Origin of the sequence: Streptococcus gordonii, from assembly GCF_001553855.1 — a bacterium.
Classification (GTDB): Bacteria; Bacillota; Bacilli; order Lactobacillales; family Streptococcaceae; genus Streptococcus; species Streptococcus gordonii.
The window spans coordinates 143,899-167,527 of record NZ_LQWV01000039.1 but is presented as its reverse complement, the minus strand read 5'-3'; the positions used below and the strand labels follow the sequence as shown (position 1 = coordinate 167,527).

Below are 23,629 nucleotides of genomic sequence, written 5' to 3'. Positions count from 1 at the left end.
CTTTTCCATCCCAGAATAGGAGAAAATGTATGAGATACTTAACAGCAGGAGAATCCCACGGACCGCGTCTGACAGCTATTATTGAGGGAGTGCCGGCTGGTCTTCCTCTGACCGCTGAATACATCAATGCTGAACTCAAGCGCCGTCAGGGTGGGTACGGCCGTGGAGCCCGCATGAAGATTGAAAGCGACCAAGTCGAGATTACGTCTGGGGTTCGTCATGGCTTGACCATGGGCGGCCCGATTACCCTCAATGTCACAAATCTCGATCATCAGAAGTGGTTGGAGATTATGAGTGTGGCTGATGTGGATGAAAAGAAAAAAGGGCTGCGTAAGATTACCAAACCACGCCCTGGTCATGCGGACTTGGTCGGTGGTATGAAATACCGCTTTGACGATTTGCGAAATTCCCTTGAGCGTTCTTCTGCCCGCGAGACGACTATGCGAGTAGCAGTCGGAGCAGTAGCCAAGCGCTTGCTGGAAGAAATCGGTGTAGAGGTAGCCAGCCATATCGTAACCTTCGGTGGCATTGATATTGATGTGCCGAACAATCTGACTGTAACAGAAATTAAAGAAAGAGCCGCCCAGTCAGAGGTTTCCATTGTCAATCCTGAGCGCGAAGAAGAAATCAAGGCCTACATTGACCAGATTAAGAAAGACGGTGATACCATCGGTGGTGTCGTTGAGACTGTTGTTGGCGGTGTGCCGGTTGGTCTGGGTTCCTATGTCCAATGGGACAAGAAGCTGGATGCCAAGATTGCTCAAGGAGTCGTGTCCATCAACGCTTTTAAGGGAGTCGAGTTTGGTGTGGGCTTTGAAGCTGGCCGTCTCAAAGGTAGTCAAGTCATGGATGAAATCCTCTGGTCCGAGGAGGATGGCTTCACTCGCAGGACCAATAATCTTGGTGGCTTTGAGGGTGGTATGACCAATGGTCAGCCAATCGTGGTGCGCGGTGTTATGAAGCCCATTCCAACCCTTTACAAGCCACTGATGAGTGTGGATATTGAGACCCACGAGCCTTATAAGGCGACAGTGGAGCGGAGCGATCCTACGGCTCTGCCTGCAGCGGGTGTAGTCATGGAAAGCGTAGTGGCAACAGTTTTAGCCACCGAAGTTCTGGAGAAATTCTCTTCGGACAATCTGGAAGAACTCAAGGACGCGGTAGCCCGCCATCGGGAATTTGTCAAGAACTTTTAGAAGTAAGGAGAAGGGCATGGAGAGAAAAACAGTCTATATCGCAGGTCTGGGACTGATTGGAGCTTCCTTGGCTCTGGGCATCAGGCGAGCTCATCCTGAGATTGAAATTCTCGGCTACAATCGCAGTGAGGAATCGCGCAGAGTTGCCTTGGAACGTGGAATGGTAGACCGGGTAACGGATGATTTTGCGGTCTTTTCCCCACTGGCTGATGTGATTATTCTGGCTGTGCCCATCAAGCAGACCATAGCATTTATCAAGGATCTAGCGGAGCTGGACCTGAAAGAAAATGTTATCATCTCTGATGCTGGATCAACCAAAGCAGAGATTGTGGCAGCTGCAGAAAAGTATCTGCAGAATAAGCCCGTCCGCTTTGTCGGAGCTCATCCTATGGCCGGAAGTCACAAGACCGGAGCCAAGGCAGCCCATGTCACTCTCTTTGAAAATGCCTATTATATCTTTACGCCCTCAAGCCTGACCAAGCCAGGTACTCTTGAAGAAATGAAAGACTTACTGAGTGGTCTCCAGGCTCGCTTTATCCAGGTGGACGCTGCCGAGCACGACCGAGTGACCAGTCAAATCAGTCATTTTCCGCATATTTTAGCCTCCAGTCTTATGGAGCAAACGGCAGCTTATAGCCAGGAGCATGAGCTGACTCAGTCTTTTGCGGCCGGTGGTTTTCGTGATATGACACGGATTGCGGAGAGCGAGCCGGGTATGTGGACCTCTATCCTCTTGACCAATCCTCAAGCCATTTTGGAGCGGCTGGAAGATTTTAAAAAACAGCTAGACAAGGTTGCTGCAGCGATTGAGGACAAGGACGAGACAGCTATCTGGGAATTTTTCGACCGAGGCCGGCAGAGTCGCAAACAGATGGAAATTCATAAGCGAGCCGGTGTTGACAGCTTTTACGACCTCTTTATTGAGGTGCCTGATGAAGAAGGAGCCATTCTTAGCGTCCTAGAATTGTTGAGAGGGATTTCTGTGGTCAATATCCGAATTAATGAGGAAAATCGGGAGGATACCCATGGTATTCTACAAATCACCTTTAAAAATCGTCAAGATTTAGAAAAATCTGCTAAAATAGTAAGAGAAAATACAAGATATCAGGTATTTTTAAATTAAAGAAATGGAGAAATAAAATGTCCAATATTTATGATTTAGCCAATGAACTCAACCGTACTTTCCGTGAACTACCTGAGTACAAGGCAGTTTTGGAGAGCAAGGTAGCCATTGATGCAGACAGTGAAGCCAAGTCACTTTTTGACGATTATATTGCTTTTCAAGGAAAAATCCAGCAATTAATGCAGACAGGACAAATGCCGACACCAGAGTTGCAAGAAGAAATGAAGTCATTCGGAGAAAAAATCCAAGCCAATGCAATTGTGACTGAGTTTTTCACGAAGCAGCAACAACTTTCTGTTTACTTGTCTGATATTGAACGTATTGTCTTTGAGCCAATTCAAGATTTGATGAAATAAAAGCTGACAGTCTGTTTTCTCTTTTGAGTCAACAGGCTTTTTGCTTCAAAAACTTGATTTTTGATGCTTTCTGAGTATAATGAATCATAACGAAAAGGAAATGAGAGGAATTTCTATGTCACGAAAAGTTGCTATTATTGGGATGGGAAATGTTGGAGCTACGGTCGCTCATGGTTTGATTGCAAAAGGAGCTTTTGATGATTATGTGTTGATTGATACCAATGAAGCTAAGGTCAAGGCTGATGCATTAGACTTTCAAGATGCTGCAGCCAATCTCAATCATCATGCTAATATCACAGTTAATTCTTATGAAGCTTTAGCGGATGCTGATGTTATTATTTCAGCCTTAGGAAATATTAAATTACAAGACAATCCAAATGCTGACCGATTTGTAGAATTGCCTTTCACATCAAAAGAGGTGATTGAAGTTTCCAAAAAAATCAAGGAAGTAGGCTTTAAAGGGATTTTGATTGCCATCACAAACCCAGTTGATGTTGTGACCAGCCTATACCAGCACTATACAGGCCTTCCGAAAGAAAGAGTGATTGGGACTGGTACTTTGCTGGATACTGCCAGAATGAAGCGGGCTGTTGGAGTTCGTTTTGAAGTCGATCCTCGTAGTGTTTACGGCTATAATCTGGGTGAGCATGGAAATTCCCAGTTTACCGCTTGGAGCCAAGTTCGAGTTAAGGGGCAGCCTATTAGCAAGCTGACTTCAGAAGAAGTTTTAGAAGAAATTGGCACGGAAGCTATGAGGGGTGGTCACACCGTCTTTTACGGGAAAAAATATACTTCTTATGGGATTGCTAGTGCAGCTATCCGTCTGGCCTTGGCTGTCATTTCGGATGCCCATGAAGAACTGCCTGTGACAAATTACTATGCACCGCTTGATACCTATTTAAGCTATCCTGCTCTTGTTGGTCGTTCAGGCATTATTGAACAATTGCAATTGACCTTGACAGAAGAGGAAGAAGCTAAATTAGCTCGTTCGGCCCAATTTATTCAAGAAAAGTTTGCAGAGCATATTTAATCAGTCAAAAAAGGACATAATCCTATAACACTCTAATAGATTTAGAGTGTTTTTTGTCTTTAGAAAAGGCTGATCTTCATTTGTTTTCAAAAGCTATTTGTGTTAAAATGTAAGGAAACAATTGTGCGAGGTATCACATGAAATTAAGGACCAATGCAAAAGGTTTAAGAGGAAGTTTGCGTGTGCCTGGTGATAAGTCTATCAGCCATCGCTCCATTATTTTTGGGAGCTTGGCTAAGGGTGTCACCAAAGTTCATGATATTTTGCGTGGAGAGGATGTCCTCTCAACTATGCAGGTTTTCCGAGATATGGGAGTTCGAATTGAGGATAAGGGAGATCTTGTTGAAATCCATGGCTGTGGCTTTGATGGTTTACAGGAACCCCAACATCCACTAGATATGGGAAACTCGGGAACCTCTATGCGCTTGATTGCTGGCGTTTTAGCTGGTCATAACTTTTCTGCTCAGATGGTAGGAGATGACAGCTTGTCTAAGAGACCCATGGATCGTATCAGCCTACCTTTGCGACAGATGGGAGTTGAGATTGCTGGTCAAACAGAGCGGGATTTACCTCCTTTGACTATTCATGGCAATCCAAAATTAAAACCCATTCAATATCAATTGCCTATTGCTTCGGCTCAGGTGAAGTCAGCCCTCATTTTTGCAGCTCTGCAAGCGCAGGGCGAGTCACTGATTATTGAAAAAGATTTGACACGAAACCATACGGAAGATATGCTCTTACAATTTGGCGGTCAGCTAAAAGTTGACGGCAAAGAGATCCGAGTAGTTGGTAAACAAGAACTGCAAGCTCAGGAAGTTGTTGTTCCTGGAGATATTTCTAGTGCAGCTTTCTGGCTGGTAGCCGGTCTGATTGTTCCAAACTCTAAAATCACTCTAACCAATGTCGGTATCAATGAGACTCGGACAGGCATCTTAGATGTGATCCAAGCCATGGGAGGCAAGTTATCAGTGTCTGAGCTTGATGAAGTAGCCAAGTCGGCAACCATCACTGTTGAAAGCTCGGACCTGCATGGAACAGAAATCAGTGGGGAACTAATTCCTCGCTTAATCGATGAGTTGCCTATCATTGCTCTGCTAGCGACTCAAGCTGAGGGACAAACCCTGATCCGAGACGCTGAGGAGTTGAAAGTTAAAGAGACTGACCGGATTCAGGTTGTAGCTGATGCACTCAATAGTATGGGAGCGGACATCCAGCCAACAGCTGATGGAATGATTATCCAAGGAAAAACGTCTTTAAAAGGAGCTTCTGTTCATACATATGGAGACCATCGTATCGGTATGATGACCGCCATTGCAGCACTTTTAGTAAAAGATGGAAACGTGGAGCTTGAGAGGGCAGAAGCAATCAATACCAGCTATCCAGACTTTTTTGCTCATTTGGAGGACTTAGTGAATGTCTAAAATTTTATTAGGATTTATGGGGGCAGGCAAGACTACTGTCGGTCGCCTTCTGGATCCCAATTTTCATGATATGGATGAGCTGATTGTTAATCAGATTGGGATGTCAATTAATGACTTCTTTGCTCAGGAAGGTGAAGAGGCGTTCCGAAAGATCGAGACTGCTACCTTGGAGAGTTTATTAGCAGATCAGGCGGAAATCATATCTCCAGGTGGAGGAATTGTGGTCAATCCGCATAACCGAGATCTGCTTGACAAGAATCCATATAATATTTATCTACGAGTGGATTTTGATACTCTGTATCAGCGCATTGAGAATGATCTTGCCATGCAACGTCCACTCTATTTGAACAACACGAGAGAAGAATTTAAGAAAATTTTTGAAGCTCGCTTACCTCTTTATGAGAAAATTGCTACGCATATCATTGATGTAGCAGGAAAAACACCAGAAGAAATTGCGGAGATTATTCGATGCTTGTAGGCTACCTTGGGCCCAAGGGCTCTTTTTCTCATCAAGTGGCTCAGAAGGCTTTTCCAGAAGCACATTTAGAGTCCTATCCAAACATCACAGAAGTCATCAAGGCTTATGAAAGAGGTCAGGTAGACCTATCAATTGTTCCAGTTGAAAATTCGATTGAGGGCAGTGTTCACGAGACTTTGGATTATCTTTTTCATCAGGCGCAGATTCAAGCTGTAGCAGAGTTGATTCAACCAATTAAGCAGCAGCTCCTAGCCTGTCAGACTGATGGGCCGATAGAGACAATCTTTTCTCACCCACAAGCTCTTGCTCAGTCTAAGACTTATATTCAGGAGCATTATCCATACGCTAAGTTGGAAGTAACTGCTAGTACAGCTGCAGCAGCGCGTCTAGTAGCAAAACATCCAGAGAAGCCTTATGCTGCTATTGCACCAGAAACGGCTGCTGAGGAGTATGGCTTGCAACTTGTGGCAAGAGATATCCAAGAAATGAGTGAAAATTTCACACGTTTTTGGGTTTTAGGCTGTAAGAGACCGGAGTTCGCTTTAGAAAAACTTGCTCCCAAAAAGACTTTGGGATTGACTTTGCCGGACAATCTACCAGGTGCCCTCTATAAGGCTTTGTCTGTCTTTGCTTGGCGGGGAATCGATTTGACCAAGATTGAAAGTCGACCTCTAAAGACAGCACTGGGAGAATATTTCTTTATCATTGATGTCAATGGTGAACAGGAGTCTCTGCTCCAATTTGCTCTGGAAGAATTAACAGCCATCGGAATTACTTATAAAATTTTAGGACAATACAATGTCTATCTTATTGCATAAATGTCGGGGGAAATATGGCGAAACAACAAGACAATCTGAGCCATCATGAACAATTACGTTTAGATTATTTATATAAAAACTTTCATTACTTAAACGAGCGGGAACAGGAAGAATATAACTATCTGATGCGTAAGGCTCAGGGAGAGATTTTTGAGCCTAGCTACAGAGAAGAGGAAAAGCCTGTTTCTGACAAGTTGGAAGAATCTTTACCTGTTTACCCAAATAGAACAAACCGAAGAAAGGATCGGCAACAGACTGAAAAAGCTGAGAGGCCTAAAAAACGGCGAATAGAAAAGCCAAGTCAGACTGACTCAGGTCCCGAGGGAGAGGAAAAGAAACCCAAAAAACGCAAGAAAAAATGGACCTTTGGTCGTGTCTTGAAATGGGTACTTACTTTTATCGTTCTAGTATTGGCTGGAATGCTTGTCATGTTTATCAAAGGAGTCTGGTCAGTACCAGCTGAAAATAAACCAACAGCTGAAGTCTTTCATGGCGAAGATAGTCCAAATGGAACCAATATCCTTATTTTAGGGACGGATGGGCGTGTTGGACAGACTTCTGATGAAACGAGAACTGATACCATCATGGTTCTCAATGTTGGTGGCAAAGACAAGAAACTGAAATTAGTCAGCTTCATGCGGGATACTCTTGTTAATATTGAAGGTGTCAGTCAGCCTGGCGAGTATGATCAGAAGCTCAACTCAGCCTATACCATTGGTGAGCAAAATAATCACCAGGGGGCAGAATTGGTGCGTGAAATGCTCAAGGATAATTTTGATATCAATATCAAATATTATGCCTTGGTAGACTTTTCAACCTTTGCGACAGCTATTGACACGCTCTTTCCAGAAGGCGTTGAGATGAATGCAAAATTTTCAACGATTGATGGCCAGCCTGTAACGGAAGTAGAAGTCCCAGATGATCTCAATATGAAGGATGGCGTGGTTCCCAATCAAACGATTAAAGTCGGTCCGCAACGGATGGATGGCAGAACCTTGCTTAACTATGCGCGTTTTCGTAAGGACGACGAAGGTGACTTTGGTCGGACTCGTCGCCAGCAGGAAGTATTGACAGCAGTGATTCAGCAATCCAAAAATCCAATGAAACTCTTTTCAGGCTCAGAGGCTTTGGGTAAGGTCTATGCAATGACCTCTACAAATCTACCTTACACTTTCCCTTTGACCAATAGCTGGTCTCTCTTGAGTGGGGCAGCTGGTGGAGTTGAACGTGTCACCATTCCTGACTTAGGTGACTGGCAAGATGCGTATGACATGTACGGTGGCCAAGGTCTCTTGATCGACTTTGAAGCCTATAAAGCCAAATTACAGCAAATGGGCTTGAGATAGATATCTATGATATAATGGAAGGTAGGACAAGTTTCTACCTTTTCTTTTTGGAAATGGCAGAGTGATAAAGCAGAAAGAGAAAAATATGTTAAAGAAAAATGATATTGTAGAAGTTGAAATTGTTGATTTGACTCATGAAGGTGCTGGGGTTGCCAAGGTTGATGGCCTGGTTTTCTTTGTAGAAAATGCTCTTCCAACTGAAAAAATCCTTATGCGGGTTCTCAAAGTCAATAAAAAGATTGGTTACGGGAAAGTTGAGGACTATCTTACTCAATCCCCACACCGCAATCAAGACCTAGATCTCGCATATCTACGTACTGGGATTGCTGACTTGGGGCATCTTGCCTATCCAGAGCAGCTCAAGTTTAAAAGCAAGCAAGTCAAGGATAGTCTCTACAAGATAGCTGGCATTACAGATGTAGAAGTTGCTGAAACGCTTGGTATGGTGAATCCAGTCAAGTATCGAAATAAGGCGCAGGTGCCTGTTCGTCGAGTGAATGGTGTCTTGGAAACTGGCTTTTTCCGTAAGAATTCGCATGATCTCATGCCCCTTGAAGATTTCTTTATCCAGGATCCTGTCATTGACCAAGTCGTAGTAGCTCTTCGAGATCTGCTCCGTCGTTTTGATTTGAAACCTTATGATGAAAAGGAACAGTCTGGTTTGATTCGAAATCTTGTGGTGCGTCGTGCTCACTATTCAGGACAAATCATGGTTATCTTAGTGACTACACGTCCTAAAATTTTCCGAGTGGAGCAATTGATTGAGCAAGTCATCAAGCAGTTCCCAGAAATTGTGTCTGTCATGCAAAATATCAACGACCAAAATACCAATGCGATTTTTGGTAAGGAGTGGCGGACACTGTATGGTCAAGATTACATTACTGACCAAATGTTGGGAAATGATTTCCAAATCGCTGGGCCATCCTTCTACCAGGTCAATACTCAAATGGCTGAAAAGCTTTATCAAACGGCCATTGACTTTGCAGAGTTAAAAGAAGATGACGTGGTTATCGATGCCTATTCAGGTATCGGAACGATTGGTTTATCTGTCGCTAAGCATGTCAAAGAAGTCTACGGTGTTGAAGTGATTCCAGAAGCAGTCGAGAATAGCAAGAAGAATGCTGCAATCAACGGGATTACCAACGCCCACTATGTCTGCGATACAGCTGAAAATGCCATGAAGAACTGGCTCAAGGAAGGTATCCAACCAACCGTTATCTTGGTTGATCCTCCACGCAAAGGCTTGACCGAAAGCTTTATCAAGGCAAGCAGTCAAACAGGAGCAGACCGCATCGCTTATATTTCATGTAATGTCGCAACTATGGCGCGTGATATCAAACTCTACCGAGAATTGGGATATGAATTGAAGAAAGTCCAGCCGGTGGATTTATTCCCACAGACGCATCATGTGGAGGCGGTATCACTGCTCGTCCGATCTGAGACAGTCGAAAAGTAGAAGGGGATGGTATTGGTATCAATCAATGAGTAACAAAGTAACAGCATGATTCGAAACATTTGCTTGTAATTTGCGGAGGAACATCAATATGGATGGAATAACAAAAGAGTCTATAAAAACGGCTAAACTAATGAAACAATTATGGCCCCAATTGACCTATAAAGAAGCTATTGATGAAGTAAAAAAATATACGAATGGCAAAAATACTGCAATCTTTACTGAAGTTGAAGGTGACACAATTGTAGGTCTAGCACTATGTTCACTCAGATTTGATTATGTTGAAGGTTGTAAATATAGTCCTGTTGGATTCTTAGAAGGGATTATTGTCGACGAGGAATATCGTTTAAAGGATATTGCTAAAAATCTCTGTACAAAATGTGAGGAATGGGCGAAAAATAAAGGATGTAAGGAATTTGCAAGTGACTGTACTTTAACGAATACGGATTCTATAAGATTTCATCTCAATATTGGATTTCAGGAGGCAAATAGAATTATTCATTTTAAGAAGAAATTATAATTTCAGAACGTGGTCAAAATTTATGTATCTTTAGGAAGTGTGAAAAAATGGACGGACTACGAATTACTTTTCATTAGTTAAGAATATAGTAATGTTGTAAAGTTAATCGAGGAGTTATTGATGGAGTTTATTAGTAAGATAGCCATAAGTAAAGGCTGGTCAGATGATAAAAAATATTGTGTTACAGACCAGAACCAGCAAAAATACTTCTTACGTATTTCTGATAAGGAGAAGTTAGATTCTAAAAAATTTGAATTTGATATGATGGAGAAAGTAGCTTCTCTTGGAGTTTCGATGTGTAAACCAATTAGTATTGAACTCTGCGATGACGAAGTACATTCTTTACACGAATGGATAGACGTTAGAGATGCAAGAGAAACCATTTTAACTTATTCTGAAAACCAACAATACACTTACGGGATAGAAACAGGAAGGTTACTTAGAAAAATTCATACAATTCCTGCTACAGAAGTTTATGAAGACTGGGAAATCTTTTTTAATCGAAAAATTGATGATAAAATCTCCAAATACAAAGAATGTCCTGTCCAATATAAAAGCGGTCATGTCTTTATTGATTTTTTGAATGAAAACCGTGAACTACTAAAGAATAGACCCCAAGTTTTGCAACATGGTGATTATCATATTGGAAATTTCATGATTGGAGAAGATCGAGAGATTTATGTGATTGACTTTGATCGTTTTGATGTTGGAGATCCTTGGGAGGAGTTCAATCGTATTGTGTGGTCAGCTCAAGTATCTCCCGCTTTCGCATCTGGTATGATAGATGGATACTTTGATGATAAGGTCCCAGATTTATTTTGGAAACTTCTTGCTGTTTAAATTCTAAGTAACTTAATTGGAGCTCTTCCATGGGCTATTCCTTATGGAGAAGAAGAAGTATCAGTAATGCAAAATCAAGCTAAGAAAATTTTGGAATGGTATGATGATATGAAACAAATCATTCCTAGTTGGTATTTGATTGATAAAAAGACTGAAGAATAAAAGAGTTTAAATATTAATTTGAAAAAATATCAAGATTATTTGCTCATATTATAACGAATTCAATTCTTTATTAATACCTATCGAGAATTATCTTGAAACTTTGAATGTTGTTTCGGGGTCAAGTTACATGAAAGAATATATTTTAAATTTGGAAAAAGAATTTTCTTTAATAGAAAATGGGTTCAAAGAAGAAGAGAAGAGAGCTCTTTCTGACTATCAATCAAACGATATTGCGTATATCAAAGAATTAGCATTTCTAGCCTTTAAATCCAATGTATATCAAGTTAGAATGTACAGTGTATTTCTTTTTGGATACTTATCAGAACAAGATGATATTTTAGCATTTCTGCGAGATAAAGTTTCAAAAGATGATAATTGGAGAGTTCAGGAAGTATTGGCGAAAGCATTTGATGAATTTTGTAAGCAAACAGGTTATGAAAAATCTCTTCCGGTTATTGACGACTGGCTACAAAATAATAATCCAAATGTCAGAAGGGCTGTTACAGAAGGTTTGAGAATATGGACGAGTAGACCATATTTCAAGGATAATCCAGATGAAGCTATTAAACGAATCGCAACATTAAAAGAAGATTCTAGTGAATATGTTAGAAAATCAGTTGGTAATGCTTTGAGGGATATTAGCAAAAAATTTCCAGAGTTGATCAAAGAAGAACTTGATAGTTGGGACGTTAAAAGTAAAGAGATTCAAAAGGTTTACAAGTTAGCAAGTAAATTTATTAAGTGACAATTATCAGCTATAAAGTTGAAAAAAGGGAACTATACCAAAGAAAAAGAAATAATTAAATTAGAAGTAGTAGGTGAAATGATGAGAATCGGAGTTATTCAAGCAAGTTCGCAAGCGACTAAAAATCAAATAATCTATGATGCTGTATTAAAGTATGCTCCAAAGAAATCTGAGGTTATAAATTTTGGCTGTACGATGGAAGAAAATGAAAAATACTCGTATATAGAAATTTCTATTCTTATAGGTATCTTGTTGGCAAGTAGGACAGTTGATTTCGTTGTTACGGGCTGTTCTTCCGGACAAGGAATGATGCTTGCTTGTAATAGTATGCCTGATGTCATTTGCGGATATGCACCTACACCGAATGATGCCTATTTATTTGCTCAGATTAATAATGGAAATGCGATATCATTACCATTAGGTGAAGATTATACATGGTCAGGTACTGAAAATCTTGAAAGAACAATAGAAGCTCTTTTCTCGGAGCCATTTGGGCAAGGATACCCCAAAAGTGAGGCAGATAGAAAGGTAAGAGATGCTGAGAAACTTAAAAAAATAAGAAAAATCGGGCAGGTTCAGTTTGAAGAATTCGCAAATGTACTAGATATATCATTGTTTGAGTCAATCAAGAGGAAACAGGATGTAATTCAAAATGTAAAGGCGTATGGGGAGAAAGAAATATCTGATTTAATGAAATGAGTAAATCACAGTTTGTCGGGATAATACCTTTTAATGATAACCTTATGCTATCGAAAAAGGTTTATAGACATGTTCCCACATACATACATGTTCACTCGTCTTATGTCGAGTGTGTGGTACTGCTTTTAAGAGCTGATTGAACAAGGAAAATTAGCTAGTGAAATTCCTACAGTAAGGAGTTTAAACATGAAATTCCATGAATTTGGTAATAAGAATTTGCCTCCTATTTTACTGATACATGGTGGTGGCAGTTCTTGGTGGAATTATCTTCGTCAAGCACGAATCTTGTCAAAAGAATACCGTATTATTCTACCCACTTTGAATGGCCACGGCGAGGAATATCAACTTGATTATGTTTCTACTGAAGATTCTGCTTTGGAGATTCTAGACTATATCAAAGCAAACTGTGGTGGGAAATTGTTTGCAATCGGTGGTGTTTCACTTGGTGGTCAAATTGTCATGGAGCTTTTGTCTTTAGACAGTGAAATTGCTGAGAAAGCCATCATAGATGGAAGCCTCTGTATTCCTCAACCAAGGTTAGCTAAAATCAGCATTTTTCTAGTGTCTCTATTTGGCAAACTGATGTTTAGTAAATTCTCTTGTAAAATCCAATTAGGCATGATGAACAAAATTTATCCTAAACTCGCTTATCCAGAGGAAATAAAAGCTTATTATTTGGAGGATCTGCCAAGGACGCCTGTCAAAACATTGGTGACCATTCACAAAACCTATATGGGATCTTACAAGCTGAAAGATATGATTTCTGCTAGCAAGGCTCAGGTTCTGTATATCTATGGTGAAAAAGAATTGAACTGTGTGAAAGAATCAGCGAAATTATTTCATCAGCTACATGCAAATACAATTTTGTATGAAGCAAAGGGTTATAATCACGGCTATTTATCGGCTTATCTACCTCAAGAGTGGATTGATTTGGTGGTGCCATTTTTAAAGAGTGATTCATTAGAAATGTGTAACGAATCTGATATGCCATAAGGAGGAAACGGATGCTAGGAGCAATTATTGGAGATATTGTAGGTTCAGTTTACGAATGGAACAATATCAAAACGAAGGATTTTCCTTTATTTCGGAAAGACTGCTTTTTCACAGATGATACGGCAAGTCCGAACCGCTGAGTGTGTGAGTTTGTTAGTGAAACGTAGCTAATCCTCAGAATAAAGAAACTAAAACTCCATTATTTTGAGATGAAAACCTAAATTGACTTTAAGGAGGTGTTATATTGATAGAGATCAGACCTGAGTTTGATAAAATCACATCCTTTGATGAATTTAATAAATACTATTGGTATCGTGATGAACTTTCACAGATATGCAAGTCATTAGGGCTTGAAAATAGAGGTACAAAACAAGAACTCAATGATATTATTGAGCAGTACTTTAAGGGAAATTTGATTAAAAAATCATCAACAAAAAGAAATAAGAAACGAGTAGAAGTCGTTAACTTAGATACGCCCTTACTTGAATGCGGATTCTCCTTTAACGCACACTTTAGAGAATATTTCTCAACTTTAACAGATGTTTCACCATTCAAATTTACTGCTGATATGGCTACTGCTTGGAGAAAAGTAAAAAGAGAACATGATTTAAGTTTTACCATTCAAGATATGCTAAAAGTTTATTATGGAAATTCAGACTATGCCAAGTATGATCATTCGGTTTGTCAATGGAATCAATTTTTAAAGGATTTCTGTGCAGACGAAAATAGTCGCAACTACTCCAACAAGTTAAAAGTTGCTTCTATTCTTTGGAAAGAAGTTAGAAATTCAAAAAATGAAAAAATTTACTCAAAGAATCTTTTAACCGAATATGCTGATAAAATAAAAGAGTATGGCAAGTAGAAATGTCAGTCTAAACCAATAGTTCGTAAGGAGGAATACCATGCTAGGAGCAATTATTGGAGACATTGTAGGTTCTGTCTATGAGTGGGATAATATTAAGACAAAGGATTTCCCTTTATTTCGTGAAGACAGCTTTTTCACAGATGACACTGTTATGACCTGCGCTGTTGCTGAGGCTATTATGAAGGGTGGTCAGAAAGATAACTTTATCGACGCCATGAAGAAATATGGAAAAATGTATCCCGATGCGGGCTACGGTGCTCGGTTTAGTAGTTAGATCAATAGTGATAATCGTGAGCCTTATAATAGCTTTGGAAATGGATCTGCTATGCGTGTTTCTCCCTGTGCTTGGCTTATGGACTGTGGTTTTTGTGCGAGAACTGGTATGACGCCATCAACTAGAGAGCTTGCACGACTCTCTGCAGAAGTCACCCATAATCATCCAGAAGGTATCAAGGGAGCCATGGCGACAACTGATGCTATCTTTCTGTGTCGTTATTACTTTGGAGGTTATTGCGGGGATTATGAGCAACCAATCAATAACAATCCTACAGAGTGCAAAAGACGGATCAAGGATCATATTGAGCAGGAGTATGGCTACAATCTATCTCAAACTCTAGATGAAATTCGTCCTAACTATCGTTTCAATGAAACATGTCAAGAAACTGTCCCTCAGGCCATTATTGCCTTTCTGGAAAGTAGAGACTTCGAAGATGCTATTAGAAATGCCATCTCTCTTGGTGGCGATAGTGATACACTTGCTGCAATAACGGGGAGTATAGCTGAGGCGGCATATGGCATTCCGGACTGGATCAAGGAAAAGGCCTATTCCTATCTAGATGAGCCGTTAAAGGATGTAATTAGCCGATGGAAAAAGTTCATTCTAGGAGGATAATAGAGGCTTTTGGTGTTACATACACATTTTATACAAAATATTAAGCCCTTATATCCCCATCTAGATAAAAAACGACCATCTAAGTTGGTAAATAACTTCAGGAGGTTTATGCGTTATGCTTAGATCTTATGTAACTAAAAAGTATTTATTCTTCTATTTTGTGGCGATTATGATTACCTGGCTGGAGGCTGTCATTACACCAGCTTTGATTCAGTATATTGTCTCTAGTTTTACCAATCACCAGTTGCATTTGCTGTGGCAGGTCTTGATTTGGGGGATTGTGGGAAATTTGATTCTCTTGCTGGGTTTGGCTGGGAAACGCTATTACTATGCACGAGTGCTGACGGACTTTAAGTCGGGCATTAAGCAGGCCATCTTTCAGACTTTTTTATATAGCCGTCGGATAGCGGATGAAGAGGTTTTGTCCGACCTGGAAAATGATGTGAAACAGCTAGAAGATAACTATATTGAGCCGACTGTCATTATCATTTCTTCTTTGGGATTTACAACGGTCTCTATCTGTTATGCTCTCTGGACTAATTTTTATCTCGGCTTGCTCTTTATCATTTTTTATTCGATACCAGTTCTTTGTAGTAGCATAGGTTCCAAACGCCTGGATACGATTACTAAACAGAAATCCCTAGCTAACCAAGGCTACGTCTCTCAAGTGACCAATATGATTGTGGGTGCTCGTTCCATACGGCATTATCGGGGACAAAGCTTGTTTTACAAACGGTTTACCAAAGATTTACACAAGGCTTTAGAGCAAGAAATTGCCTATGAAAAGCAGCGGATGCTAAACAGCCTCTTTATCAATGGAATTGATGCCTTTTGCTCGGTTGCGCCTATTGTCATTGGTGGTTTCATGACTTATTATAACTACCTATCTGCAGCCAGCTTTGTTGGGATTTACCTAGTATCGCACAATATCGGCTACCAATTTCAGGAGCTATCTTACTTTATCAATACTAGAAAATCAGCCAAGTCTCTCTGCGATAAATATCAAAACTTGCTGGGAGAGGAGTGGAAAATGCCTTCTGTTCTTGAAAGTTCCGTCTTTCCTATCCAGCTGGAGCAAGTCAGCGTAGAGCGTGATGGTCAAGAAATCCTAGCCCCTTGCGACCTTACCATTGAGGAAGGGGAAAAGATTGCCATTATCGGAGAAAGTGGATCTGGGAAAACAACCTTACTTAACCTCATCTATGGAGAAATCAAGCCTAGTCAAGGTCGGATTCGTTACCATGGACAAGAGCTAAGCTCAGATGAACTCTATCAGGCAGGAGCCTACATTCTCCAGTCCAGTCATGTCTTTGATGGATTGAGTCTAGAGGAAAACATTGCTTTGGGACAAGAATTGGATTCCAGAAGGATGGAGGAAATCCTGCAGCAAACCGGTTTGAAAGGTCTCCAAGGCAAAACACCTAGCAACCAAACTCTGTCGGGCGGTGAGAAGCAGCGGCTAGAAATTGCCCGTGCTCTCTATCACAATCGTCAATTTATCCTGGCTGACGAGGTCAAAGCCAATCTGGATCTAAAAAACCAAGAGAAAATCAATCAGCTTCTATTCTCTCTCCCACAAGCACTCGTAGAAGTGATTCATCAATACAGCGAAGAGGACTTGAAGCGCTATGATAAGGTGATAAAACTGGATAAATAAAATGATACATAGTTTACAAAAAGGGGTGGCAGAGGCCACTCCTTTTTGCAAGTTGGTGAATAGGCTACACTTTATTAGACATAGAATTTCCATTCTAGTGGAAAACATTTTCTATATGGAGTATAGTTTAGTGTAGCCTATTTATTTTATGCTGATTATGAATAGATCAGAGGAGATTGCAACTTGAAAACTAGTATAATTGCTGGAAATTAAAAAGATTTCTTCACTAACCCAAATTAGAATTTTGCTTAGTAATTTTTTTAAAGTAATCATCCCATTCATTCATCGTTTCAGGACTGAGAATGATATTAACTGTTTCTAGGATTGTACTATGTGTTTTTATGGCTTTTTCCCTATTTCCCCATAGATAGTCAGACATGGCCTGAAGTTCATGTAGATAAAGCTTTTCAAATAAAAAGTAGTTTGGATATTTCTTTTGGAACAGTAAGCATAGAAGTTTTTGACTTGCTCCTTGCTCTTTTCGTTCAATAAAAGCAGAAAGACAGTTTAGGACTGTATCAATCTTGATTCGATCAAGGTTATTTTTTAGTGATTGAGGAATACTATCTAGAATAGTATTAGTGAATACCACCAGAGCTTCAGTTGTGAAATATGGGACGAGATTTCCAAATAATCCTACGTCAAGGTTCGTCCAATATTCTAATGAAAAAAAGTAGTCTGTCAACTGAAGTATGGCCTCTTGTTTAACTGTCTCCTGTTGTAGTTCACAGATCATAACCTCAAGAACGAGTGAGATAATAAGATAAATATATTGCTCTTTTTTCGAAGATAACTCCAAAAGCTCTTTTTTTACTTTAGAGAGTGTCTGAATACCGTTATTACTCAAAGCATCCTCTATTTGTTGTATTATTTTGTAAAAATCATCATCCTGAAAATCCTTCCACTCAAAAAATTCATTAATTTCAACTATCATGAATCCTAACAGTTTAAAGAGTACATCTTTAGAAAGGTTAGTATGGCCATTTTCAAAGTCAGAAATACTTGTTGCAGAGCCAGCAATTTTTCCGAGTGTTTTTAGGGAAAGTTTTCTTTGCTTTCGAATAGCTTTAAATTTTTCTCGATTATTCATGTTCGGATTTCCGAAATTTCTCCTTCTTAAGTTTCTAACATTATATAATAGAAGCATTAAAAATGAAAGGAGAAGAAGCATGGTTGTAAATGAAATTATTAATACGCGCTTGTCCAAAGCGTGATATTTTTAACGAACGTAACTTTGATGAAAAGTGTAAAAGAATGCAACAAAATATTATACAAAATTTTGAACTCGCTATCTTATCTAATAAAGTAAACTAAGAATTAAAGGTTGAATGATATGAAGACAATTCTAGAGAATATATCAAAATTAAAATTATTTGTCTATATACTATTTTCTATGCTATATTCTTTACAAGGCTTACTTACGTCTTTTCTCATACAGATTGCAGGGGAAATTGACGTGAATAATACTCAGATGGTTCTAACATTTGGACTGGGTGGAGTGCTACTATTTATATTTGTTTATGCTTGTATGTATATAAATAACATCTTAGTACGTACAATAATTGAAGATTTTAATGTCCTAATTTCTAAAAAGGCTATTGAAAATTTTTATCAAAAAAGAATAAATTATACCTCTGAGGAGCTAAACTCCTTTTTAACACAGGATATTCCAATGTTTTGGCAGGAATACTTAGTTCCTTTGATAGTTTATCCCATCTACGTATTATCTATTCTTACTTCAGTGTCATATCTCCTCCTACAAAATATCCAAGTAGGTCTGCTATTTACAATCGGGGGATTTTTAATGATTATACCTCAGTTTATATTTAATAAAATGTTGCAGAAGAGAGGAGAGGAGCTAAGTACAGCGAGAGTAAATAGTATGACATCTATTACAGATTTTACAAAAGGAATAGATACAATTCGTAGTAATCAAGCAAGTAAACAGTTTTCATCCCATGTTTTGGACGAAATCAGGAATACGGAGAAAAAACAATACCGATATTTTACTAGTCATAATCTGGTCATGTTTTGGACGGGCCCTCTAAAAGGAATTGGCTTAGTGGTTCCACTAATGATAGGTTTGTTTTTTATTAAGTCAACTTCTATCACACTTACAACTTTACTAGCCATGATGACTGCGTCAATGAATTTAATTTCTCCATTACAACAACTTTTAGAAGGAACCTCTAGCTTGCAGTCAGCTAAGTTTATTAGGGATAAGATGGTTTTCATTTTAAATATGAGAAATAATGATGATGAAGAAATAGAAATTAAAACTTCAAAGGAAAAATTGAGGATTTATGGTAGAAATCTTAGTAAGTCATTTGAAGATAAGCTCATTTTTGAACGATTATCTTTGGACATTCCTTTTGGAAAAAAGATTTTACTGTCAGGAGCAAGTGGTAGTGGAAAATCAACCTTGTTTAAAATTTTAAGTGGTGAAGATACTGAATTTTCCGGAAATTTATATTTTGAAAATGAAAAAGGAACTTGTTATGAACTATCCTATAACAAGGTGTCTCTAATACATCAAAAACCGTATATATTTAATGGTAGTTTAAGAGATAATTTAACGTTATTTCAGGAAATTTCTGATAGTAATTTACGTGATGTTTTGCAGAAAGTAAACCTTCTAGAAGAGATGGGGAATAATCTTGAGACTAAACTTAATGGTCAAAACTTATCTGGTGGTCAAATGATGAAATTAGAGATTGCAAGATGCTTGCTCAGACTTAAGCCGATCTTACTTGTTGATGAAGTGACTGCTTCATTGGATGATATGAATGCTCAAGAAATTCGTGCACTGATTTATTCCCAAAATTGTACTATTATAGAAATTGCTCATAAATTTACAGAAGATAATTATGATGATATAATCAGGATTGAGGATTATAAGTCTAGTGATCCTAATCAATAAAAGGTTGCCGATAGCTATCAAATGAATTGTTATTCTGAATTACTTGATATGACACTTCAAATAGAATTTCTATATACAAATAATGGTTATAAAATAAGGTTCACAGCTATTGATCCTGATTAGGAAATTGGAATTTATATTGTTCGATAAAAATATTGATGTCGTCTTACTAAATCAAGGAGCAATATTGTTATGACTGATTCTGATAAAATAGGTAAAAAGTATTTTTATACTACTATCATTGGTTTGTTTCTAATGGCAGTATTGTCTTTGACAAAGATAATACCTGAACTTTCTTTATCAGGTCTCACCGTACTGATTGGTATTCTCTTTTTCTTTGTTCTTGAATATTTGGAGAAAAAATCACATATAGAATCGGGCTTGCGCTTTAAATCATTTTTCGATGATCTTAAAAAACAAGGAGTAATTCTTTTGGTCTTGTTTCCTGTAGGATCCGCTGTGGCAACATTGCTTATTGGCGATATTGTATTTAAGGGCGCTTTTACTAGTCATGTTTTGGGAAGAACGAATGGTATGTTATCCTTTGATAAAATACCACTCCTTATGGTTCAAATAGTAATCGCAGCCTTGGGGGAAGAAATTGCATGGAGAGGCTTCTTTCTTGGTAAGTCAATGAGAATTCTACCATTTTGGCTTTGTGCCATTCTATCTTCTTTATTGTTTGCGATAGCCCATATTTCTAGTGGAAGTGTTGGACTTGTAAGCTATGATATTTTTATGATTTTTGTTGATAGTATCATCTATGCAATGATTTATAAAAAGTCTGGGAATTGTTTGATTTCTGCACTTTCTCATATTCTAGGAAATACTACAGGAATTCTTTTGCTAATGATGTATATCTAGAAAGATTTTAAAGTCATCTAGCTAATAAAGAATTTTCATTTTAGGACGGTAATGGTCACTATCAGTAAAAGTGGGCTAGATGACTTGATTCAGAAAAGTAAGGAATCTTTCTAAAAACTTGAATAACTAAAAGCCTAGTCTCCAAGGCTTTTTAATATTCCCTACTTTACCTCCTATTCCCAAACTTGGACAATAGCTTGCAATCATTTTTTTAAAATAGTATACTAGAGTCACGTTATGAAAACGTTTGCTTTAAAAGTTAAAAGAGAAAGTTTAGGAGACAAAGTATGGAATTAACAGCCATTTACCATAGACCGGAGTCGGAGTATGCTTATCTTTATAAAGAAGGTCTGGTGCATATCAGAATAAGGACTAAGAAAGAGGATATAAAGAAAATCCTTTTGCACTATGGGGATCCCTTTATCTTTATTGAGGATTCTTATGAATATGTGAAAGAGATGGTCAAAGTGACCTCTGAAGCCTTATTTGATTATTGGCAAGTAGCTATCTCTGTGCGCTTTGCTAGGCTCCAGTATCTTTTTGAGCTTGAGGATAAAGAGGGGCAAAGCGTCTTGTATGGAGACAAAGGTTTCACAGACAATAGTCCAGAAAATCTTCATTACGAAGGCAATGGCTTTAAACTTCCTTATATTCATGAGATTGATGGTTGCCAGGTTCCTGAATGGGTTTCAAAAACGGTCTGGTATCAGATTTTTCCAGAACGATTTGCTAATGGAAATGCTGAGCTTTCACCAGAAGAAGCTCTAGATTGGGATTCGTCAATCACACCTAAAACTACGGATTTCTTTGGTGGAGATTTACAGGGGATTATTGACCATCTGGATTATTTGCAAGACCTAGGGATTACAGGACTTTATCTTTGCCCCATCTTTGAATCGCCAAGCAATCACAAGTACAATACGACGGATTACTTTGAAATTGATCGACACTTTGGGGACAAGGAGACTTTCCGTCAACTGGTAGATCAAGCTCATCTGCGTGGCATGAAGGTGATGCTGGATGCGGTTTTCAATCATATAGGCGATCAATCTGCTCAATGGCAGGATGTTCTCAAACATGGTGAAAAGTCTGTTTATAGAGACTGGTTCCACATTCAAGAGTTCCCAGTGACGAATGACAAGCTTGTGAATCCCAAAGAACTGCCTTATCATACCTTTGCCTTTGCCAGCTATATGCCTAAGTTGAATACGGCAAATCCTGATGTGAAAGACTATCTCTTAAGCGTAGCGACCTATTGGATTGAACATTTTGATATTGATGCTTGGCGGCTGGACGTGGCTAATGAGGTTGATCACCAATTCTGGCGAGATTTCCGCAAGGCTGTTTTGGCCAAAAAGCCTGACCTTTACATTCTTGGAGAGGTTTGGCATACGTCTCAGCCTTGGCTAAATGGCGATGAGTTTCACGCTGTCATGAATTATCCCCTATCCGATAGTATCAAGGACTACTTTTTGAGCAGGAGCAAGAAGACCAGTCAATTCATATCTGAAATTAACTGCCAGTCCATGTACTACAAGCAACAGATTTCTGAAGTTATGTTTAATCTCTTGGATTCGCATGATACGGAACGCATCTTGACGACAGCTCAAGGGGATATCCAGCTTGTCAAATTAGCACTCGCCTTTCTCTTTTTACAAAGAGGGGCGCCTTGTATTTATTATGGGACTGAGCTAGAATTGGGCGGAGGTATGGATCCGGATTGTAGACGGGTTATGCCTTGGGACCGGGTTTCCAATGACAATGACATGCTCAATTTTATGAAGAACTTGATTCAGCTTCGCAAGGAAACTGCGGACATTATTCAGTATGGAAGATATAGTCTAGAAGAAATCAAGCCTGATGTGCTAGCTTTAGAATGGCAACATGATCATCAAGCAATCCGAGCCATTTTTAATCAGTCGAATGAGAATTATCTGTTAGCTAGTGATTCAGCTGATTTGGTGAGTCATTGCCAAACTGATGACCAGCAACTTGTCATCTTACCAAAGGGATTTGTAGTTTATTGTGATGCGTCTAGAAGGTAATGGAGTAGAAACAAAGGAATTCGGACAAACAAGGTCTTAAAAATTCCTTCTTTAAAAGTGTTAAAATTTTTTCATGGTGGTGTAAGATGAAATCAAAAGAGCTTCTGAAGAAAAAGTTGATTAATCTAGCTAGCGGGGAATTGGCAGCTGTTTTAGTATTTTGGATGAATTTTTTCCTGCTTAAAAAGTGGATTCTCACTACTAAAGCCTTCATTTCTATTTCTTTCTCTTTATTTCTGCTAACTTTTATCTTGATACAAGGTTCCATTTTTTGGTGGATTTTAATCAATAGGATTTCCAATCCGAGATTTGCTGAAAAGTATACTGGAAAGATTTACAAGATATTGAAGAAATTGGATTTTATTTTACTAGCTACTGGAATTTTTGTGATATTATTGAATCACGGAGAAGTTTCCACGTTCATTATTTCTTTTTCGATTTGGATATTTGCTCTTATAGAGTGGGTAAATTACTATCTATTGCAATTGTCCTACAGCTTGAATCCTGCTGTTTTATGTAGATACATCAGATATAGGAAATTGAAAAAGAGTAAAATAGCAAAGGAAATTGAGAAAATCTTATAATGCTGATGATTTGCAAAATGATTTCCAAGAGCTGAAAGACACAAAGGAGTGCAATCTCATGCCAAGACCGAAAACTAAAGAAGATTTGATGCTAGCTGCTAAGGAAAACTTTGAGAAGTTACAAACTCTCATTTCCAAATTGTCTGATCAAGAGTTAAATACGCCCTTTGATTTTTCTCGGGATGCAAAGAAGAAAGAGGCCCATTGGAGACGAGATAAAAATCTAAGAGATGTTTTGATTCATCTCTATGAATGGCATCAGCTCTTGTTGAATTGGGTGCATTCCAATCAAAAGGGCCAAGAGCAGCCCTTTCTTCCTGAACCTTATAACTGGAGGACTTATGGAGGGTTGAATCTGGAATTTTGGAAGAATCATCAAAAGACTTCTCTAAAAAAGGCAACTGAAATCTTTCATCAGTCCCATCAAGATGTTTTGGACTTAGCTGACACATTTACAAATGAAGAATTGTTTTCAAAAAATGTCTATAAATGGGTCGGAGGGACTGTACTAGGTTCCTATTTTGTAAGTGCTACTTCCAGCCATTATGACTGGGCTCTGAAAAAATTGAAAGCTCATCAGAAAAATTGTAAGGCAAAATAGTCTGTAGAAGACAAGAAATGA

22 protein-coding genes and 2 pseudogenes are annotated in these 23,629 nt (G+C 38.8%); 23 read left to right on the top strand and 1 reads right to left on the bottom strand.

The genetic code is table 11. The annotated features are described in order from the left end of the window. The first annotated feature begins 29 nt into the window (after positions 1-29). The 18 genes and pseudogenes from aroC to gggC all read left to right on the top strand — a co-directional run bounded on the left by aroC (position 30) and on the right by gggC (position 16,594). Positions 30-1,196 (top strand): chorismate synthase, encoded by a 1,167-nt coding sequence (aroC, locus tag AWH02_RS09340; RefSeq protein ID WP_060553438.1) that lies wholly within the window; start codon positions 30-32, stop codon positions 1,194-1,196. 16 nt (positions 1,197-1,212) lie between these two features. Further along, entirely contained in the window at positions 1,213-2,319 is a 1,107-nt protein-coding gene (locus AWH02_RS09335) for a prephenate dehydrogenase (RefSeq protein ID WP_060553440.1), read from the top strand. Between the two features lie 17 nt (positions 2,320-2,336). Continuing rightward, positions 2,337-2,675, top strand: coding sequence for a YlbF/YmcA family competence regulator (locus AWH02_RS09330; protein WP_060553442.1), 339 nt, complete (start codon positions 2,337-2,339; stop codon positions 2,673-2,675). 115 nt (positions 2,676-2,790) lie between these two features. Then, the gene (locus AWH02_RS09325; RefSeq protein ID WP_060553444.1) at positions 2,791-3,705 is read left to right on the top strand and encodes an L-lactate dehydrogenase; all 915 of its coding nucleotides are present in this window, start codon (positions 2,791-2,793) and stop codon (positions 3,703-3,705) included. A 137-nt stretch (positions 3,706-3,842) separates the two neighbouring features. Then, complete coding sequence (gene aroA, locus AWH02_RS09320; RefSeq protein WP_060553446.1) at positions 3,843-5,126, top strand: 3-phosphoshikimate 1-carboxyvinyltransferase; 1,284 nt, start codon at positions 3,843-3,845, stop codon at positions 5,124-5,126. Beyond that, positions 5,119-5,604, top strand: a complete 486-nt coding sequence (locus tag AWH02_RS09315) for a shikimate kinase (RefSeq protein WP_060553447.1) — start codon at positions 5,119-5,121, stop codon at positions 5,602-5,604. The genes aroA and AWH02_RS09315 overlap by 8 nt, the downstream gene beginning before the upstream one ends. Beyond that, on the top strand, positions 5,595-6,422 hold the full coding sequence (gene pheA, locus AWH02_RS09310; protein ID WP_060553449.1) for a prephenate dehydratase: 828 nt from the start codon (positions 5,595-5,597) through the stop codon (positions 6,420-6,422). Before AWH02_RS09315 ends, pheA begins: the two co-directional genes overlap by 10 nt. Positions 6,423-6,436: 14 nt before the next feature. Beyond that, entirely contained in the window at positions 6,437-7,768 is a 1,332-nt protein-coding gene (locus AWH02_RS09305; RefSeq protein ID WP_060553451.1) for an LCP family protein, read from the top strand. An 85-nt stretch (positions 7,769-7,853) separates the two neighbouring features. Beyond that, a complete protein-coding gene (gene rlmD, locus AWH02_RS09300; protein ID WP_060553452.1) occupies positions 7,854-9,224 on the top strand; it encodes a 23S rRNA (uracil(1939)-C(5))-methyltransferase RlmD in 1,371 nt (456 codons plus the stop codon). Positions 9,225-9,312: 88 nt separating this feature from the next. Next, positions 9,313-9,741, top strand: a complete 429-nt coding sequence (aac(6'), locus tag AWH02_RS09295) for an aminoglycoside 6'-N-acetyltransferase (RefSeq protein ID WP_060553453.1) — start codon at positions 9,313-9,315, stop codon at positions 9,739-9,741. A gap of 120 nt (positions 9,742-9,861) precedes the next feature. Next, positions 9,862-10,743 (top strand): annotated as a pseudogene (locus tag AWH02_RS09290) (aminoglycoside phosphotransferase family protein). Positions 10,744-10,870: 127 nt separating this feature from the next. Further along, positions 10,871-11,488 carry a DNA alkylation repair protein gene (locus AWH02_RS09285; protein WP_060553454.1) on the top strand — a complete coding sequence of 206 codons (618 nt, stop codon included), beginning with the start codon at positions 10,871-10,873 and terminating at the stop codon, positions 11,486-11,488. A gap of 18 nt (positions 11,489-11,506) precedes the next feature. Beyond that, complete coding sequence (locus tag AWH02_RS09280; protein WP_223358675.1) at positions 11,507-12,187, top strand: RpiB/LacA/LacB family sugar-phosphate isomerase; 681 nt, start codon at positions 11,507-11,509, stop codon at positions 12,185-12,187. Positions 12,188-12,373: 186 nt separating this feature from the next. Next, on the top strand, positions 12,374-13,180 hold the full coding sequence (locus AWH02_RS09275) for an alpha/beta hydrolase (protein ID WP_060553457.1): 807 nt from the start codon (positions 12,374-12,376) through the stop codon (positions 13,178-13,180). Between the two features lie 11 nt (positions 13,181-13,191). Continuing rightward, positions 13,192-13,320, top strand: coding sequence for an ADP-ribosylglycohydrolase (locus AWH02_RS10790; protein ID WP_081041928.1), 129 nt, complete (start codon positions 13,192-13,194; stop codon positions 13,318-13,320). Positions 13,321-13,424: 104 nt separating this feature from the next. Continuing rightward, complete coding sequence (locus AWH02_RS09270; protein ID WP_060553459.1) at positions 13,425-14,042, top strand: SAP domain-containing protein; 618 nt, start codon at positions 13,425-13,427, stop codon at positions 14,040-14,042. Positions 14,043-14,082: 40 nt separating this feature from the next. After that, positions 14,083-14,937 (top strand): annotated as a pseudogene (locus tag AWH02_RS09265) (ADP-ribosylglycohydrolase family protein). Positions 14,938-15,052: 115 nt separating this feature from the next. Next, positions 15,053-16,594, top strand: coding sequence for a streptosactin export ABC transporter GggC (gene gggC / locus AWH02_RS09260; protein ID WP_060553461.1), 1,542 nt, complete (start codon positions 15,053-15,055; stop codon positions 16,592-16,594). Between the two features lie 226 nt (positions 16,595-16,820). Here the strand turns inward: gggC and AWH02_RS09255 are convergent, their stop codons facing one another. After that, entirely contained in the window at positions 16,821-17,684 is an 864-nt protein-coding gene (locus tag AWH02_RS09255) for an Rgg/GadR/MutR family transcriptional regulator (RefSeq protein ID WP_060553463.1), read from the bottom strand. A 243-nt stretch (positions 17,685-17,927) separates the two neighbouring features. Here AWH02_RS09255 and AWH02_RS09250 point away from each other — a divergent pair, with 243 nt between their 5' ends. The 5 genes from AWH02_RS09250 (at position 17,928) to AWH02_RS09230 (ending at position 23,608) form a co-directional block, all read left to right on the top strand. After that, positions 17,928-19,514, top strand: coding sequence for an ATP-binding cassette domain-containing protein (locus AWH02_RS09250; protein WP_060553464.1), 1,587 nt, complete (start codon positions 17,928-17,930; stop codon positions 19,512-19,514). Between the two features lie 192 nt (positions 19,515-19,706). Further along, positions 19,707-20,378, top strand: coding sequence for a CPBP family intramembrane glutamic endopeptidase (locus AWH02_RS09245; RefSeq protein WP_060553466.1), 672 nt, complete (start codon positions 19,707-19,709; stop codon positions 20,376-20,378). Positions 20,379-20,665: 287 nt separating this feature from the next. Continuing rightward, the gene (locus tag AWH02_RS09240) at positions 20,666-22,423 is read left to right on the top strand and encodes a glycoside hydrolase family 13 protein (protein ID WP_060553467.1); all 1,758 of its coding nucleotides are present in this window, start codon (positions 20,666-20,668) and stop codon (positions 22,421-22,423) included. Between the two features lie 86 nt (positions 22,424-22,509). Next, on the top strand, positions 22,510-23,007 hold the full coding sequence (locus AWH02_RS09235) for a hypothetical protein (RefSeq protein ID WP_060553469.1): 498 nt from the start codon (positions 22,510-22,512) through the stop codon (positions 23,005-23,007). 58 nt (positions 23,008-23,065) lie between these two features. After that, a complete protein-coding gene (locus AWH02_RS09230; RefSeq protein ID WP_060553595.1) occupies positions 23,066-23,608 on the top strand; it encodes a ClbS/DfsB family four-helix bundle protein in 543 nt (180 codons plus the stop codon). The last annotated feature ends 21 nt before the right edge of the window (positions 23,609-23,629 follow it).